15 protein-coding genes are annotated in these 16,919 nt (G+C 44.1%); 12 read left to right on the forward strand and 3 right to left on the reverse strand.

Features of this window, described 5'->3' with window-relative positions; all coding sequences use genetic code 11:
- Window positions 1–112 precede the first annotated feature (112 nt).
- Window positions 113–658, reverse strand: coding sequence for a nucleotide exchange factor GrpE (gene grpE, locus AAKU64_RS13675; protein WP_354362256.1), 546 nt, complete (start codon window positions 656–658; stop codon window positions 113–115).
- An 806-nt stretch (window positions 659–1,464) separates the two neighbouring features.
- Between grpE and rfbB the strand changes: the two genes are divergently transcribed.
- The 4 genes from rfbB to rfbD are packed head-to-tail and all read left to right on the forward strand — an operon-like array spanning window position 1,465 to window position 4,922.
- A complete protein-coding gene (gene rfbB / locus AAKU64_RS13680; protein ID WP_354362257.1) occupies window positions 1,465–2,538 on the forward strand; it encodes a dTDP-glucose 4,6-dehydratase in 1,074 nt (357 codons plus the stop codon).
- The gene (gene rfbA / locus AAKU64_RS13685; protein ID WP_354362258.1) at window positions 2,535–3,431 is read left to right on the forward strand and encodes a glucose-1-phosphate thymidylyltransferase RfbA; all 897 of its coding nucleotides are present in this window, start codon (window positions 2,535–2,537) and stop codon (window positions 3,429–3,431) included. The genes rfbB and rfbA overlap by 4 nt, the downstream gene beginning before the upstream one ends.
- Before the next feature lie 25 nt (window positions 3,432–3,456).
- Window positions 3,457–4,002: a dTDP-4-dehydrorhamnose 3,5-epimerase gene (gene rfbC / locus AAKU64_RS13690; protein ID WP_354362259.1), complete on the forward strand. Its 546-nt coding sequence runs from the start codon at window positions 3,457–3,459 to the stop codon at window positions 4,000–4,002.
- Window positions 3,999–4,922 carry a dTDP-4-dehydrorhamnose reductase gene (rfbD, locus tag AAKU64_RS13695; protein WP_354362260.1) on the forward strand — a complete coding sequence of 308 codons (924 nt, stop codon included), beginning with the start codon at window positions 3,999–4,001 and terminating at the stop codon, window positions 4,920–4,922. The genes rfbC and rfbD overlap by 4 nt, the downstream gene beginning before the upstream one ends.
- 27 nt (window positions 4,923–4,949) lie before the next feature.
- On the opposite strand, the gene AAKU64_RS13700 is transcribed toward rfbD, so the two are convergent.
- Together AAKU64_RS13700 and AAKU64_RS13705 are read right to left on the reverse strand one after the other, a co-directional pair.
- Window positions 4,950–5,918: a glycosyltransferase family 2 protein gene (locus AAKU64_RS13700; protein WP_354362261.1), complete on the reverse strand. Its 969-nt coding sequence runs from the start codon at window positions 5,916–5,918 to the stop codon at window positions 4,950–4,952.
- A gap of 46 nt (window positions 5,919–5,964) precedes the next feature.
- Window positions 5,965–7,206, reverse strand: coding sequence for a flippase (locus tag AAKU64_RS13705; protein ID WP_354362262.1), 1,242 nt, complete (start codon window positions 7,204–7,206; stop codon window positions 5,965–5,967).
- Window positions 7,207–7,657: 451 nt separating this feature from the next.
- Here AAKU64_RS13705 and AAKU64_RS13710 point away from each other — a divergent pair, with 451 nt between their 5' ends.
- From AAKU64_RS13710 to AAKU64_RS13745, 8 genes are all read left to right on the forward strand, one after another.
- Complete coding sequence (locus AAKU64_RS13710; protein ID WP_354362263.1) at window positions 7,658–8,479, forward strand: glycosyltransferase; 822 nt, start codon at window positions 7,658–7,660, stop codon at window positions 8,477–8,479.
- A 5-nt stretch (window positions 8,480–8,484) separates the two neighbouring features.
- Window positions 8,485–9,459, forward strand: a complete 975-nt coding sequence (locus AAKU64_RS13715; RefSeq protein WP_354362264.1) for a UDP-glucose 4-epimerase family protein — start codon at window positions 8,485–8,487, stop codon at window positions 9,457–9,459.
- Window positions 9,460–9,462: 3 nt separating this feature from the next.
- On the forward strand, window positions 9,463–10,023 hold the full coding sequence (locus tag AAKU64_RS13720) for a sugar transferase (protein WP_354362265.1): 561 nt from the start codon (window positions 9,463–9,465) through the stop codon (window positions 10,021–10,023).
- Window positions 10,024–10,057: 34 nt separating this feature from the next.
- Window positions 10,058–12,028: a polysaccharide biosynthesis protein gene (locus AAKU64_RS13725; RefSeq protein ID WP_354362266.1), complete on the forward strand. Its 1,971-nt coding sequence runs from the start codon at window positions 10,058–10,060 to the stop codon at window positions 12,026–12,028.
- A 28-nt stretch (window positions 12,029–12,056) separates the two neighbouring features.
- Window positions 12,057–13,433: a phosphomannomutase/phosphoglucomutase gene (locus AAKU64_RS13730; protein ID WP_354362267.1), complete on the forward strand. Its 1,377-nt coding sequence runs from the start codon at window positions 12,057–12,059 to the stop codon at window positions 13,431–13,433.
- A 367-nt stretch (window positions 13,434–13,800) separates the two neighbouring features.
- On the forward strand, window positions 13,801–14,802 hold the full coding sequence (waaC, locus tag AAKU64_RS13735) for a lipopolysaccharide heptosyltransferase I (RefSeq protein ID WP_354362268.1): 1,002 nt from the start codon (window positions 13,801–13,803) through the stop codon (window positions 14,800–14,802).
- A 37-nt stretch (window positions 14,803–14,839) separates the two neighbouring features.
- A complete protein-coding gene (locus AAKU64_RS13740; RefSeq protein WP_354362269.1) occupies window positions 14,840–15,829 on the forward strand; it encodes a glycosyltransferase family 2 protein in 990 nt (329 codons plus the stop codon).
- Between the two features lie 166 nt (window positions 15,830–15,995).
- Window positions 15,996–16,913: a DMT family transporter gene (locus tag AAKU64_RS13745; RefSeq protein WP_354362270.1), complete on the forward strand. Its 918-nt coding sequence runs from the start codon at window positions 15,996–15,998 to the stop codon at window positions 16,911–16,913.
- Window positions 16,914–16,919: the final 6 nt, after the last annotated feature.

Genomic DNA, 16,919 nt, shown 5'->3' on the forward strand with positions numbered 1-16,919 from the left:
ATTTTTGAGCTCTATACCGCAGTTTTACATCGGCATTTTTGCTCTATTGGTTTGGATATCGGGCAAAAAACCCTAATTTCAAGCATTTTTTAGGGGTTTTTACTTATTTTTCTTATTTAGCTTGTGCGACCGTCACCAGAGCTGGGCGCAATAACCGATCTGCGATGGTATAGCCTTTTTGCAATACAGTAACGACGGTGTTAGCGTCTTGCTCAGCTGGAACCATAGAGATTGCTTGATGCTTGTTTGGGTCTAACTTGTCACCAGTTACAGGGCTAATCTCAAGCAGGCGGTTTTTCTCAAACGCGGAGCTTAATTGCTTCAAAGTCATTTCTACGCCCTCTTTTAATGAATCAATCGAGGGAGTTTCAATTTTGAGCGCCATTTCTAAACTATCTTTGACTGGCACCATTGCCTCAGCAAAGCTCTCAATCGCAAATTTATGTGCCTTAGCAATATCCTCTTGGGCACGACGACGAATATTTTCGCCTTCTGCTTTTGCGCGCATAAACGCATCTTGCAACTCGGATACTTTTGCTTCTAGTTGAGCCAAAGTATCAACTACTGGCTCTTGTGCTGCAGCTGCGTCTTGAGGAATTTCTGACACAACGGATTCTTCAGGATCGGTCACTTCTGACGGTTTTTCTTGCTCTTGCATTGCTGATCTCCAAATCAATTACACATAGACAATTGATTTGGGGGGTATCCATGTCATTTCAAGGGGTATTAGCGAACTTTTTAAGCAAAACCCGGTCACTATCAACTTATAGTGCTAAAAAGCTAAGCTTTAAAATATATTTCGTTACAATTTCTACACAATTCGTTGCTGAAAAAATCAGCAAAATCTCCTACTATGAATGCAGGAGATAATTGCAAAAAATATTACTTTCTACGATGTCATCTCGGTATCGTATTTTTTATATCTGGAGGAAATTGTCATGAAACTCTCCATCGCTTCCATTATCGTTTTTGCTTACGCATTAGTGATAGTCGCTTGGATTTGTACTTCACAAGCTAACGTAATTTGATTCAATTTTGTAAACGTACAAATTAGATGTGGGGACGCAGATAAGCTTTTCCACATGAATCTGAGTGCGTTTGGCATTAATAAATTTCTATAAATTACATACTCCCTATAATTTATACAAAAATGCTCCTGCGCCATAGTAAATGTATGGACATCTTAAATATACTTACCATCAGTATATTTAAGATGTTGCTAAACATTCGCAATATCAACTCCCGTTCCGTTCAATAGTCTTACCTGCCAATAATTTCAGACAGGTGAGAGCGAATCGTGTAATCACTCACACCAAATCCATCACGGAGAGCCATCTTCTGTAATTGGCGACGGAAGTATCTAATTGATAATAATTTTATTAAAGTAGCGCCTAGATATCGCTTAACGCTACGAAATGTAAAGCGAGTCGCGTAAAATCACGCTTTTAGGAAAAGGACATAAGCATGATTTTAGTAACTGGTGGGGCGGGATTTATTGGTGCCAATTTTGTACTCGATTGGCTAAAGCAACATGATGAGCCAGTAATCAATTACGACAAGCTGACTTACGCAGGCAATCTCAACAATCTCAAGGACTTGCAGCAAGATGCTCGTCACGTGTTTGTACAAGGTGATATCAATGACGGCGCCACATTATCGGCACTGTTAGACAAGTATCAGCCAAGAGCTATTTTGCATTTTGCCGCAGAAAGTCATGTCGATCGCTCTATTCTCGGACCTGCCGCCTTCGTCACGACGAATATTAACGGTACCTTCAGTCTGTTAGAGGCTACTCGCGCCTATTGGCAAAATTTAGCCGAGCCTGAAAAAGCTACTTTCCGCTTTTTGCATGTATCGACCGATGAAGTCTATGGCACTTTAAGCGCAGAAGATCCGCCGTTTTCTGAGACTACGGCTTACGCTCCTAATAGCCCTTACTCGGCATCTAAAGCAGCATCAGATCATTTAGTACGTGCTTATCATCACACTTACGGTTTGCCTACGCTAACTACCAATTGCTCCAACAACTATGGTGCTTATCACTTCCCAGAGAAGCTAATCCCGTTAATTATTACCAATGCCCGTGCTGGTAAATACCTGCCTGTGTATGGTGACGGTCAGCAAGTACGTGACTGGCTTTATGTTACAGACCATTGCGCTGCTATCCGTCGCGTATTGGCCGATGGACGACTTGGAGAAACCTATAACGTCGGTGGCTGGAACGAGCAAAGCAATTTAAGCGTCGTTCACACTTTGTGCGATTTGCTGGATCAACTGCAACCAAAAGCCACTGGTAGTTATCGCGATCAGATCAAACACGTCAAAGATAGACCTGGCCATGATCGTCGTTACGCGATCGATGCCCGCAAGATAGAAAAAGAGCTAGGCTGGAAGCCAGCAGAAACCTTTGAAACAGGTTTACGTAAAACCGTGGAATGGTATTTAGCCAATGACGAGTGGGTCAACCAAGTACAGTCAGGTGAGTATTTAAAATGGGTTGATTTGCAATACAAAAATGGTGCAGAGGTGGTCGCGTGAATCTAAGTTTGAGCAAACGTAAAGGCATCATTTTGGCGGGCGGTTCTGGAACCAGACTTTACCCGGTAACCCAGGCGGTCTCCAAGCAATTATTGCCGGTGTACGACAAACCGATGATCTACTACCCGCTGACCACGCTCATGCTCGCGGGCATCAGTGATATCTTGATTATCTCTACACCTCAGGATACGCCGCGCTTCCAGGAGTTATTGGGAGACGGATCGCAATGGGGTATCAGCCTGCAATATGCTATCCAACCTAGTCCTGACGGATTAGCGCAAGCATTTATTATTGGTAAAGAATTTGTCGGTAACTCCCCCTCTGCCCTTATCCTTGGTGACAATATTTATTATGGTCATGATTTTGAAACTCAACTAAAACAAGCCGATAGCAATCAACATGGTGCGACCGTATTTGCCTACCACGTACATGACCCTGAACGCTATGGTGTAGTCGATTTTGATCAGCACCGGCAAGCCATCAGCATAGAAGAAAAACCGCTTAAACCGAAGTCTAACTATGCTGTCACCGGGCTATATTTTTATGACAATCAAGTCGTGGACATCGCAGCCAATATACAACCGTCGCACCGGGGCGAACTAGAAATCACCGATGTCAATAATGTTTACTTAAAGCAAGCGCAGCTTAAAGTGGAGTTAATGGGACGCGGCATGGCATGGCTAGATACCGGCACACATGAGTCTCTTTTAGAGGCAGGTCAATTTATCGCCACCATAGAAAAACGTCAGGGCCTGAAAGTCGCCTGTCCGGAAGAAATTGCTTACCGTCGCGGATATATTGACGATGCTCAATTAGAGAAGTTAGCGCAGCCACTCAAAAAGAATGAATATGGCCGCTACCTTTTGCAATTGCTCAATAATAAAGCGTACTAAACCCCAAAAAAATTAAGAAGAGATTATGAAAGTCACCCCAACTAATTTGCCTGAAGTAATGATCATTGAGCCGCGTGTATTTGGCGATGACCGTGGTTTCTTTTACGAGAGCTTTAACGCCAAAAAATTTGCAGAACTCACTGGTGTAGAAACAAATTTCGTACAAGACAATCACTCTATGTCGGCAAAAAACGTATTGCGCGGCATGCATTATCAGATCCAGCAAGCTCAAGGTAAATTAGTAAGGGTGATCTCTGGTGAAGTATTTGATGTTGCTGTTGATTTACGTAAAAGCTCACCACGCTTTGGGCAATGGACTGGCGTGACTTTATCAGCCGCGAATCAGCGTCAGTTATGGATACCACCAGGCTTTGCTCATGGTTTTGTCGTTACCAGCGATAAAGCAGAGTTCCTCTACAAAACAACCGATTATTGGGCGCCAGAGCATGAACGCTGTTTGCAATGGAATGATCCTGCGATTGGCATTCAATGGCCATTAAAGGACGAACCAGTGATGTCTGCCAAAGATCAAATAGGTAAGCTGCTCGTAGATGCAGAGGTATTTGCATGAGAATTTTACTGACAGGTAGCACTGGCCAGGTTGGAAACGCTTTACTAAGTACCTTACAGCGCTTAGATCACAGTGAAATCATTGCGCCGCAACGGGCTCAAATGGATTTAAGTAATCCAGATCAAGTTCGTCAGCTGATACAAGATATCAAACCTGATTTAATCATTAATCCTGCTGCCTATACAGCGGTGGATAAGGCAGAAACTGAAGCTGATCTGGCGCAAACTATTAACAGTGACATTCCAGGCATCATGGCAGAGGAAGTCAAAAAATTAGGCGCAGCTTTAATTCACTACTCAACTGATTATGTGTTTGACGGGAGCAAGCACTCGGAAGACGGTAGTTTAATTGCCTACGCAGAGGAAGATCAGACAGCGCCAATCAATGTTTATGGAAAGACCAAACTTGCTGGCGAACAAGCAATCATTGCCAGCAATTGTAACCATTTGATTTTGCGTACCAGCTGGGTCTACTCCACGTTCGGTAAAAATTTCTTACTGACGATGTTGCGTTTAGCAAATGAACGCGAAGAATTAAAAATCGTCAACGATCAATGGGGTGCGCCGACTTGGGCTGGCTGGATTGCTCAAGCGACTACGGACATTGTCAGTCAATGGCAAACTGCCAGCATGTCTCAGGATTGGTGGAAGGAGTATGGAGGAACATATAATTTTACTTCAGGTGGCACTACAAACTGGTGTGGTTTCGCTCAAGAGATCATGCGACAAGCAGATGCTAAGAGATTGCTGAAAAAAAATGCTCCGGTTGTATTGGGCATACCTTCAACAGACTATCCAACACCAGCCAAACGCCCGGTTAATTCTATTTTATCAAGTGATAAATTAAGGGATAAATTGGGCATACAGCCTCCAGCTTGGCAAGATGCACTGGCGGCTTGCCTAGAGCCTGTTAACAATTAGGCCCGCAGAATTTGACGTTCTGAATAGTTACTTAGTTTGCTTTATAGTCGGCATTGTCAGTGCTAATAAATACAAAATGACAGTGCCGAAAAAAGTTCGGTTTTCAATTTTTTTTGTTTTAAGCCCAGCTAATCGTTTTAGCTTTGACATAGCACCAAACTCAACCAAAAAATCAATCGCCTCGACACTGTGTTTTGGTATTGAGCCAAATCGGTATTTGAAACTTGCGGCTTGCTTCGCTGCGTTGTTAAGACTGTTTTTGGCAAGGGCATACTTTACCCTTGGAGAAAATAGTAAATCTCGATATCGTCTCTTTTTCGCTCCAACTTGATTGTTTTCGTGTTGGCGATAGAAGATCGTCGGATCGCTGATATGCGCCACTTTGCCAAAAGTGCTCGCTACCAAAATCAACCACCAATCATGCATTACTGCCTGCTCAGGCACAGGCAGCGCCAACTCTACAAGCTGTCGGTTAAACGCCATCGTGCATCCTGGAGCAACATTCGAGAAAAATATATTCTTGGCCGCTTTGTAGCCATCTGGCTTGATTTTTTGAGATTGAAAAAAAGATGCACTGATCGTGTTTAACTTACTATCGGTGACAGTCAGATCGGTGAATACTAAAGCAGAACTTGATCGATCTCCATCGCCCTCGACCTCAAGTAATTTTTTAATTGTTTTGTGTATTTTGTTGTTAAACCAAATATCGTCTTGATCTGACAGCATGATGTAATCTGCGGTCGAGTTCTTGATTGCATGGTTGAAATTACTAATGACACCGCGCTCTTCGTTTATCAGCAATCGTACATTGGGATGTTGTCTGGCGATCTCAGACACGATGGCCGCTGTGCCATCAGTTGACATATTGTCAGAGATTATAATGTCGCCCAATGAAAAATCCTTGAGCATAATCTCATTAGCCAAAATCGAAGCGATTTGATCGGAAATGTATTTTTCTCCGTTATAAGAAGCAAGCGCAATATCAATTTTCGGCATATTTCAAAAACTATAAAATGGTGTGGATTTTGGTAGAAAAGATGACCTACAGCAGCGAAATATTCTTCTTTCTCGCAACCGCTACCATAGCGACCGTAATAGAAATTTCAGTAATATAGAGACTTGCAATTAAGCCATTTGATTGGTACTGATAGGTCAGAAAGGTCGCGTACAAAGCATGTAATGGTCCCGCAATTAAGTATATTTTGCTGAGAATTTTGCTTTCGCCTAAAGCTAAAAACCGCCATTGAGACAAGATAGTCGCGATCGCAATAATCACAGGTAAAAACGCAAGTGATTTAAGGTAGAAGGCCGCAGGTAAAAAGGCTTTACCTAAATAGCGCTCTGCAATCGTTTCTGCAAAAAAGTACATCACGAAGCCACAAAAAAACTCCAGGCCGACGAGTAAAATTGCTCCCCTCTTAATCAACGCCTTTGACTCTTCTGCTTTACGTGGGTCCTGGCTTAAAGCGGCAATCCTTGGGAATAAAGCGGATGCAATCGGTTGTATAAACCCTTGTGCAGCGATACGAATTTTATCTGTTGCTGCAAAATAAGCAACCTGATCAGTACCAGCAAAAATCTTCAATAAAACAATATTAATTGTTGTATAAAAACTCGTAGATATATTCGACAAAAATACTGGCCATCCCTCTTTTAGCAGGGTTTTAATGCTACTGAGACTGACCTTAGTTTCTATAAAAATATTCTTAGAGTAAATATAGTAAAAAGAAAATATCGCAGCAATTACACCAGGAATGTTTTGTAAAATAGCGGCAATGACGACATCATCAGTATTTTTTACAAAAATAAAAAATAGTGGCAAGGGAATGATACGGGATGCGCCTGTAATTAGCGCCAGAACCCGCATTTTTTCTAAACCTTGAAACAACCAGGTTGGAAAAAGTGCATTCCCTATCACGCCGAGGAAGCAAGCAAATATAAGCGCAGTATTCTCGCGAATATCATAAAAACAAGTAATCAGAACTAGCAAAAATATCGCCGAGGCACCTGCGAGTAATAGTTTGATCGCAATGGTGTTTGCAACGACTGAGGATATATTTTTATTATTACTATTATTAATAGCGATTAATCTAGTTGCAGTAATCCCAAAGCCATAATCTGTGATGAGAATAAAATATTGGATTATCGATTGAGTAAAACCAAGCGCCGCATAATTGCTAACGTTTAAGGTTCTAGTTAAATAAGGTAGTGTGATGAGTGGAGCAAGATAAATCACCGCCTGGACCAAGATTAAATAAAATATGTTTTTTGTAATGCCGGTCATTTATTTTGAACTGTAAGGGGGATGATTTTTTAGTTCGACTTGCGCGAATTGTTACAAAAATGCAATTGAGAAAGACATTACAACGTACGACAAAGAGATGCAACGCTGTTAGACCAATTTTTCATAAGATTTGAGTAAATCTAAGTTAAGCACATGCAATACAACACTCGGTCTAATATTGGGTTCAATAATTAGTCTGATAACTCGCCTGATCGCTGTCCCATTCATTTCCAGCAAGTGTAGCGTAACTCCGTTGCGCGACCAGATAGATCTGCGGTCCAAAGCGCCACTATTAATGGTTCAGGCCTCGGCTTGTTTGGCTACCGCAAATTACAACTATCGGGTCATACAGTTCCGGCTATGAGAAGTGTTACATAAGTCCTATTATTACAAATAACCATCGCAATTAAGTTTTGATTTGTATCACCGGATCAAAAATACTCTACAAAGGATGCAAGAGCATATGATCCATGTCGCCATCATCAGCCACGGACACGAAAAATTACTGATCGCCAGTCAGCTAGGCGGTTTACTGCATAGCGCGCACAGCGACGATGGCATTAAAGTTTGGATCAAAGACAACCGACCCAGCGCAGAACTACAAATTTATTGTTCACATTATGGGATTAGTTATACAGACTCAAAACCGAACTTGGGTTTTGGCGAAAATAATAACTTCTTATTTAAAAAGGTAAGTGCAGAGTTCGGCATTCAACCCGGCGACTACTTTATTGTGATGAATCCTGATCTAAGTACTACGCCGGAAACAATTCGTGCACTGGTAACACAAATGAAAAAGGATGACTGCGTAATCGCCAGCATTAACTTGTTCAAAGATGCTGAGCACAAGCTAACGGACGCCAATATCCGCCACTTTCCGACTTACAAGTCCTTGCTAAAAATCATGATGGCAAAGTCGCTGACCCAGCATTACGATAAAAACTCCATCATGCAAGCTTCTTATGTTGACTGGGCATCAGGAGCGTTTCTGGCTTTTGACGCAGCGCATTACAATCAATTAGATGGTTTTAATCAAGCCTACTTTATGTATTTTGAAGACGTTGATATTTGCTACCGGTCTCAAAAAATAGTAGGTAAAGGCGTCTTGTACTACCCTCAATTTAAGGCGATTCATCTGGCAGCACATAAAAATCGCCAGCTTATTTCTAAGCATGCCTATTGGTTTATTTATAGCTTCTTGAAATTTTTATCTCGACGCTACTTTGTCTATTCCCGACAAAAACCGGTAGCCAGCTTACCCTTGGCGAAATAAGCAATATGAGAAGAACTATTTTGCTCACTGGTGCGACTGGCTTCGTGGGACGGAGACTCGCAGATCAACTACAACAACAAGGTGAGGAACTGATTTGCGTTAGTCGCCAAGCACAAGCGACTACCAGCGCAAATACGCTTACTCGCTATGAAAGCATCCCTGACTTAAGTGCAGAGACCGACTGGACAAAACTGTTATCAGGATTAACGCATGTTATCCACTGTGCCGCGAGAGTCCATGTGATGAATGAAACTGCAACTGATCCCTTGGCGCTGTTTCGCCAAGTCAATGTAGATGCGACTATCAATCTTGCACGTCAGGCTGCGAACGCCGGAGTAAAACAGTTTATCTTTATCAGTTCAGTCAAAGTTAATGGCGAACATACCACCAATGACCAAGCTTTCACCGAGGATAGCAAACCCCAACCAGAAGATGCTTATGGTATTTCGAAATACGAAGCAGAGCTTGCCCTGCTGGCTTTGGGACGTGAAACTGGAATGGCAATTACCATCATACGTCCGCCACTAGTATATGGCGCCGGGGTCAAAGCTAATTTCCTCAGTATGCTGAATTGGGTACAGAAAGGTGTTCCACTACCGCTCGCCAGCATAGACAACCGACGCAGCTTTGTGTACTTAGATAATCTGGTCAGTCTGATTCTGGCGTGTATTGATCACCCGAAAGCAGAGCAACAAGTATTTTTAGTCTCCGATGGACAGGATTTATCGACTGCGCAGCTATTACAATGCTGTGCAAAAGTATTGCACGTACAGTCCAGACTTTGGCCTTTTCCGCCTAAGTTGCTACTCTATGCTGCTAGTTTAGCGGGTAAAAAATCAGTCGCAGAACGCTTGTGCCAGTCTCTTCAAGTTGATATTTCGAAAGCACGGCTTTTGTTGGGCTGGACTCCTCCGTTCACCGCGCAACAGGGCTTGCAAGCAACGGCGGATGCCATTAAAAATGGTAAATCAAAAGGATAAACTTTGAAACGTGTATTTGATCTCAGTCTCGCTCTCGTTGCGGCATGCATATTGCTGCTTCCGGTGGCAATCGTCGCCGTCTGCGTAAGACTGACTTCACCCGGACCTATCGTGTATTGGTCTGACAGAGTCGGTCGGTACAATAAAATTTTTAAAATGCCTAAATTTCGCAGTATGCGCATTGACACTCCTGCTGTAGCAACCCATTTGCTTGGCAACCCCGATCAGTATTTGACACCGATTGGCTCTTTTCTCAGAAAATCGAGTCTGGATGAATTGCCACAATTATGGAGCATACTCAAAGGCGATATGAGCTTTGTTGGTCCTCGTCCCGCACTTTATAATCAAGATGATTTAATCGCCTTACGCTCGGCAAAGCAAGTAGACACTATCCTGCCGGGGCTTACCGGCTGGGCGCAAATCAATGGGCGTGATGAATTACCAATACCTGACAAAGTAGAATTGGATGTGTACTATCTGCGGCACCAGTCATTTATCCTAGATATGCGGATTCTGTTTTTGACTTTTTTTAAAGTCATCAAACGTGACGGTGTGACACATTAAACCAATTAAAAAAAGAAAAATAAAAGAACCCCACATGCAATCTCTTCTCGCGCTTCCCCGCTTAAAAAAACAAGCCATTGCCGCGCTGGCAGATGCACTCTGTTTACCGCTGACGTTTGTGATGGCGATTTGGCTCCGTTATGACGGATTGACTTTTGACGTACTCTCCCATTACGCCATACTCATCATTGCGGTTCCACTCATCTCTATCCCGATTTTTATTCGTATTGGCTTATACCGCGCAGTGATCCGTTATCTGGATCAAAAAATTATTTATATCGTCGTGCTTGGTGTGACGATGTCAGTTTTATTTCTGGCATTTATTAGTGTGATGACGCATATCATGGCTTTATCACGTGCGGTATTTGGGATTTATTGGGCTGGGGCGATTTTGTACGTCGGTGCTAGCCGCTTATTGGCTCGCTCGTATTTATTGGGTGTGAATCGCAATGAGAATGCGATCAATGTCGCAATCTATGGTGCTGGCAAAGCAGGTGTGCAATTAGCGACCGCATTACGGTCTGGTGATGAATATATCTGTGTCGCTTTTATTGATGATAATCCGAGTAAAAAAGCGTCTTTGATTGCAGGCATTAAAGTAAGTAGTTCAAGTGAATTACACAAACTAATTCCGCAACACCAGATCAAAGAAATTTTATTGGCGATGCCCTCCATTTCTAAAACCAGACAAAAGCAAATTCTCGATGATCTAGAACAATACAAACTCAAAATTAAAGTCACGCCCTCAATAAAAAGTTTGGTTAATGGCGAACTACGGGTACAAGATGTGAGAGAAGTCGGGATTGAAGATTTACTTGGTCGTGATGCGGTAGAGCCCAATCCAAGTTTACTGGCAACCTGCATCACGAATAAAAATGTCCTAGTCAGCGGTGCCGGCGGCTCCATTGGTTCAGAATTATGTCGCCAGATTTTAAATCAGAAACCAGCACAACTCATCCTGCTAGAGATGTCGGAATACGCACTCTACGCGATAGAGCAAGAGCTCAGTAATTTACGCACAGAAATGGCTCTGCAATGCGAGATACTGCCCTTTTTAGGCTCAGTCAACGATAGTGCCAAACTGGACAGAATTTTTCATACCTACCAGATAGATACGGTCTATCATGCAGCAGCTTACAAACATGTACCCTTAGTTGAGCATAATCCTATTGAAGGCATTCGTAACAATGTGTTCGGATCGTTAACTCTGGCAAGCGCTGCAATCAAGGCCAAAGTCAGTAATTTTGTGCTGATCTCTACGGACAAAGCAGTACGCCCGACCAACGTCATGGGTGCGACTAAACGCCTAGCAGAATTAATCTTGCAAGCCTTTGCCCGGGAACAAAATCACACTCGTTTTTGTATGGTGCGCTTTGGCAATGTACTCGGCTCTTCCGGCTCGGTAGTTCCGCTGTTTCGCCGACAAATCATGCAAGGCGGGCCGATCACGCTGACACATCCAGAGATCACCCGCTACTTCATGACGATCCCAGAAGCAGCGCAATTGGTATTACAGGCAGGTGCGATGACAGCAGATGGCGGCGGAGATGTCTTCGTGCTGGACATGGGCGAGCCAGTCCGTATCATCGATCTGGCACGACGCATGGTGCATTTAAGCGGCTTAGAAATAAAAAGTGACGCGACACCAGAAGGCACCATAGAAATCCATCACGTGGGCTTACGTCCCGGCGAAAAATTATATGAAGAATTACTCATCGGAGACAATGTAGAAGGTACCAGCCACCCGTTAATTATGCGGGCACAAGAAAAAGAAATCCCGTGGGCAGAACTGCAAGTTTTATTGCAAGAATTAGATACAGCATGTAACGCATTTGATTATCAAAAAGTACGTACTATCTTGCTAAAAACAGTGGCAGAATACGAGCCACAATGCGGTATTGAAGATTTTCTATGGCAAGCACAGCAAGCCAGCAAATCCAATAATTCAGCGACTGAAGTTGCTACCACAGCTAATATCACTAACGTAACAGATATCATTAATTAATTAATTGACTCAATAAATAGGAAGCCACATGTCCCTACTCTCCCCCAGCATTTTTAAAGCCTACGACATTCGCGGCATTATTGATAAAACCTTGGATGCCGATGTCGCTTACTTAATTGGCCAGGCCTTCGGCAGCGCGGCGCTTGCCAAAGGTGAACAAACCGTTGTGATTGGTCGTGATGGCCGTTTGTCCGGACCTGATTTAATTAAAGCACTTGCCAGCGGCCTGCAAGCTACCGGTGTCAACGTGATTGACCTCGGCATCGTCGCCACACCGATGGTGTATTTCGGCACAAACACCTTGGGTGCAGCATCCGGCATTATGGTCACCGGCAGCCACAATCCACCTGACTACAATGGCTTCAAAATGGTGCTGGCAGGCGAAGCGATTTATGGCGATGCAATCCAGTCACTGTATCAAGCGATTGTCAATAAAGATTTCAGGCAAGGTAGCGGCAGTTATAAAACACATGACATTAAAGCGGCTTACTTAGAACGCATCATCAGCGATGTCAAACTAGCGCGTCCGATCAAGATCGTGATTGATTGCGGTAACGGCGTGGCCGGTGCTTTTGCAGGTGATCTGTATCGTGGCATGGGATGTGAAGTCACTGAATTATTTTGCGAAGTTGATGGTAACTTCCCTAATCATCACCCTGATCCGGCGCACCCGGAGAATCTGCAAGATTTAATACGCGCTTTGCAAAGCGGCGATGCGGAAATCGGTCTGGCATATGACGGCGACGGCGATCGTCTTGGCGTCATCACCAAAGACGGACAAATTATTTACCCTGATCGTCAGTTAATGCTGTTCGCAGAAGACGTATTGACCCGCAATCCCGGTGCACAAATTTTGTATGACGTTAAATGTACCAGGCATATTTCCGCCTGGGTCAAAGCCCGTGGTGGTGTACCGCTAATGTGGAAAACCGGTCATTCATTGGTCAAAGCAAAACTACGCGAAACCGGATCACCACTCGGCGGCGAAATGAGTGGCCACGTTTTCTTTAAAGACCGCTGGTATGGTTTTGATGACGGCATGTACGCTGGTGCGCGTTTGTTGGAAATTCTTAGCAAAGTCAGCGATATGACTGCAACATTAAATAGTTTGCCACAATCGGACAGCACGCCAGAATTGCAATTACAACTCGAAGAAGGTGAGAACTTTGCCATCATCGCGCAAATGCAAAAGAATGCCGATTTCCCGGGTGCGGATGAAATTATTACGATTGACGGCTTGCGCGTAGAGTACCCAGATGGTTTTGGTCTGGCCCGCTCGTCCAACACAACACCCGTCATCGTGATGCGGTTTGAGGCAGAGAATCCGGCAGCTTTGGCACGTATTCAAACCGCGCTGAAACAAGCAGTACTGGCAGTAAAACCTGATGCGCAATTACCGTATTAAATAAAAATTTTGGGTGTAAATAGGATTTACATAAGTTTTGCGTAGATCCTAAAAATCCAGCGTAATTTAAAGTAACTACAACAGAGATTTGCAATAGCCAAAAGATATACTCCAACCTGTATATTTTATTGTCCAGATAATACCTGGACAATAAAGGGTTTTTTATAAAAAATAGGGGGAGTATGTGAATAAAAAGCGAATTACAAGCGAACAGTCAGCGAACTTCAAGCAGAAAATCGATGCGATGTAGTGGTGTAAATTTCCATCAAACCTAGCTCACCGAATCTCACTCAAATTCACACTAAGTCATATCAACTCAGCCTAGTCATCTATCATCTGTCATCTATTAAGTAAGTAAATTCGTTTAGTGAAAATCCTCCTCATCCGCGTCTCTTCGCTAGGCGATGTACTGCACAATATGCCGATTGTGGACGACCTGCTGCGCCACTTTCCCGATGCGCAAATTGATTGGGTGGTAGAAGAAGCCTATGTACATCTGGTGAAACTCAATCCCGGCGTGCGGCAGATATTCGCCTTCGCATTACGACGCTGGCGCAAAAGCTTATTCACCAGCCAGACAAGGCAAGAAATTAAGCATTTTTTCACCCAACTACGCGAACAAGAATACGACCTCGTGCTCGACACGCAAGGTTTGCTCAAGACCGGCATCATCATGGGCATGGCGCGTATCACGTCAACTGGCAAAAAAATAGGCTTAGCCAATGGCACAGAGGGTTCGGGCTACGAAGGTATTTCAAGGATTTTTCATACAGACAGTGTAGCTGTCGACCGTCGTACACACGCGGTCTTACGTGGTCGTTTAGTCGCGGCTTATGCCGGTGGCTATACAGTGGATACGCCTGCCTGTTTTGGCCTCAATAAACTCTATACAGAATCTCAGCCGCGTCCGGCATGGATGCCATCCAAACCTTATGCGGTGTTCTTTCACGGTACCGCTGGAGCGTCCAAAAAATGGCCGCAAGATCATTGGGTTCAACTCGCGACAAAGTTACAATCTAGCGACATGTTAATTCTGCTACCTTGGGGCAGCGCCGCTGAAAAAGCCGAGGCTGAGCAAATGGCATCGCGCATACCCGACGCGATTACCTTACCAAAACTCTCTATGCAAGATGCCATCATCCTGGCACAGGCTGCACGTATCGCCATCGGTGTTGATACTGGCTTAACTCACATCGCCGCAGCTTACGAGACGCCAACCATAGAAATTTATTGTGATTCTCCTCGTTGGAAAACCGAGGGAAATTGGTCAGATAAAATTATTAATCTTGGGGATCAGGGTGCACCAGCTAGCGTGATAGAGGTACAAGAAGCGATTCAAAAACTATTAGCTCCTGTCATTACCGACTAAGACAATATCAACAAGGCGATTCATCGAACCCCAACGCATGCAAGATATTCTGATATCCAATAATCCAAAGGTCACTGTCATCATCGTTAATTGGAACGGTGGTGATTTATTGCTTCGCTGCCTCGGTGATTTGCTTGTGCAGACTTACGCGCCACATGAAGTGATCGTGATCGATAACGCCAGCACAGATGGATCGGGGCAAGCCGCTGCAACGCGATTCCCGCAGATACGTGTGATTGATGCAGGTAGTAATTTAGGATTTGCAGCGGGAAATAATCTGGCAGTCAGCTTAGCCAATAAAGAAAGTACCTGGATTGCTTTGCTTAATCCTGATGCTTTCCCTGAGTCAAACTGGTTGCAAGCATTGGTCAGTGCTGCAATCAGTAATCCGCAGTTTGCGATATTTGGCAGTCGTCTGATGGATGCCAATTCGAAGACTTTACTTGATGGTATTGGTGATACTTACCATATGAGCGGGCTGGCATGGCGCGAAGCTCATGGCAAAGTATTGCAAGCAACGATGTTAGAGCCAAAAGAAATTTTTTCGACTTGTGCCGCCGCAGGCTTATATCGACGCGACATATTCGATCAAATCGGAGGATTTGACGAAGACTATTTTTGCTATATGGAAGACGTAGATCTTGGTTTTCGCTACCAGTTGCTCGGCCATCGATGTCTATACGTGCCTGATTCAGTTGCGAACCATGTCGGCTCAGCGCTGACGGGAAAACGCAGCGACTTCTCTATTTATCACGGTCATCGCAATCTGGTATGGACCTTTGTCAAGAACATGCCCGGCGTCTTGTTTTGGCTTTTACTACCACTGCATTTGCTACTTAATCTGGCCAGCATTCTGTATTTTGCAACGCACGGTAAAGGCAAGGTCATCCGTAAAGCGAAATTCGATGCATTCAAGGGGCTGCCGGATGTCTGGCGAAAACGTCAGTTAATTCAAGCGAATCGCCACACCAGTATTGCCAGGCTATGGGGCTTAATGAACAAAAATGTCACCGTTGATCGATATTAAATACAGTTAATCTCAATACAAGCTACTCTCCGGATAAAACGTAGCTGATCCGTCCATCGGCCAATTATGCAATAAGAGTGCCACTCGAATCCCAAGCAGGATATAGTTTTAAGGTATATTCCAGCATCACTATTATTCCAAACGAGGACATTCCTCCTCGCTCCTGATGACATCCAACCGTAAAAATCTTGATGGCTTTGCCGTCGTCGCCATGATATTGCTCTGCATTTGCTGGGGCTTACAGCAAGTAGCGGTGAAAATCGCTGTCCCCATTATCAGTCCCAGCATGCAATTAGGCTTGCGTTCTGGCCTGGCGGCAGTATTGGTTCTTTGCCTCATTCTGGTAAGGCGAATTCCATTTTCTGTACGCGATGGTAGTTTTTTACCGGGGATGCTGGCGGGCAGTTTGTTTGCCGCTGAGTTTATGTGTATCTCGATAGGTTTGAATTACACCTCAGCCTCTCATATGTCAGTTTTTTTATATACTGCACCGATTTTTACTGTGATTGGTTTGCATTGGCTGATTCCCTCCGAACGTATGCAGACGAGACAATGGCTGGGGATTATATTTGCGTTTGCGGGTGTTGCGATTGCGTTTTCTGCGGCATTTCAAACCAACTCGCATGCACTAAGCGATATGTTGATCGGTGATGCTTTCGGTATCGCTGGCGGCATCTTGTGGGCGGCAACTACGGTAGCGATCCGTCGCTCTAAGCTATCAGAGGCGCAACCGACTACAACATTGTTATATCAGTTGTTGGGAGCGGCAGTCCTACTGCTACTGTTTTCTGCACTTAAAGGTGAGTTTCAAGCGGAAAAATTCTATCCGCAAGACTGGGGGATCAGTATCTGGCTAAACCTCCTTTTTCAAACCATTATCATCGCTTTTGCTAGCTATCTAACCTGGTTTTGGTTATTGCGCCGCTATCTGACATCCCGTTTGTCGGTGTTCTCATTTTTGACACCGTTATTTGGCGTAGTAGCTGGCGTGCTGTTATTAGATGACCCGATTAGTCCGCGCTTTGTGCTGGGGGCAATACTGGTGTTAGTCGGCATTGTGTTGGTCAATTTTCGCCGAAACTGATACCCT

Source organism: Undibacterium sp. GrIS 1.8, from assembly GCF_040544445.1.
GTDB lineage: Bacteria > Pseudomonadota > Gammaproteobacteria > Burkholderiales > Burkholderiaceae_D > Undibacterium.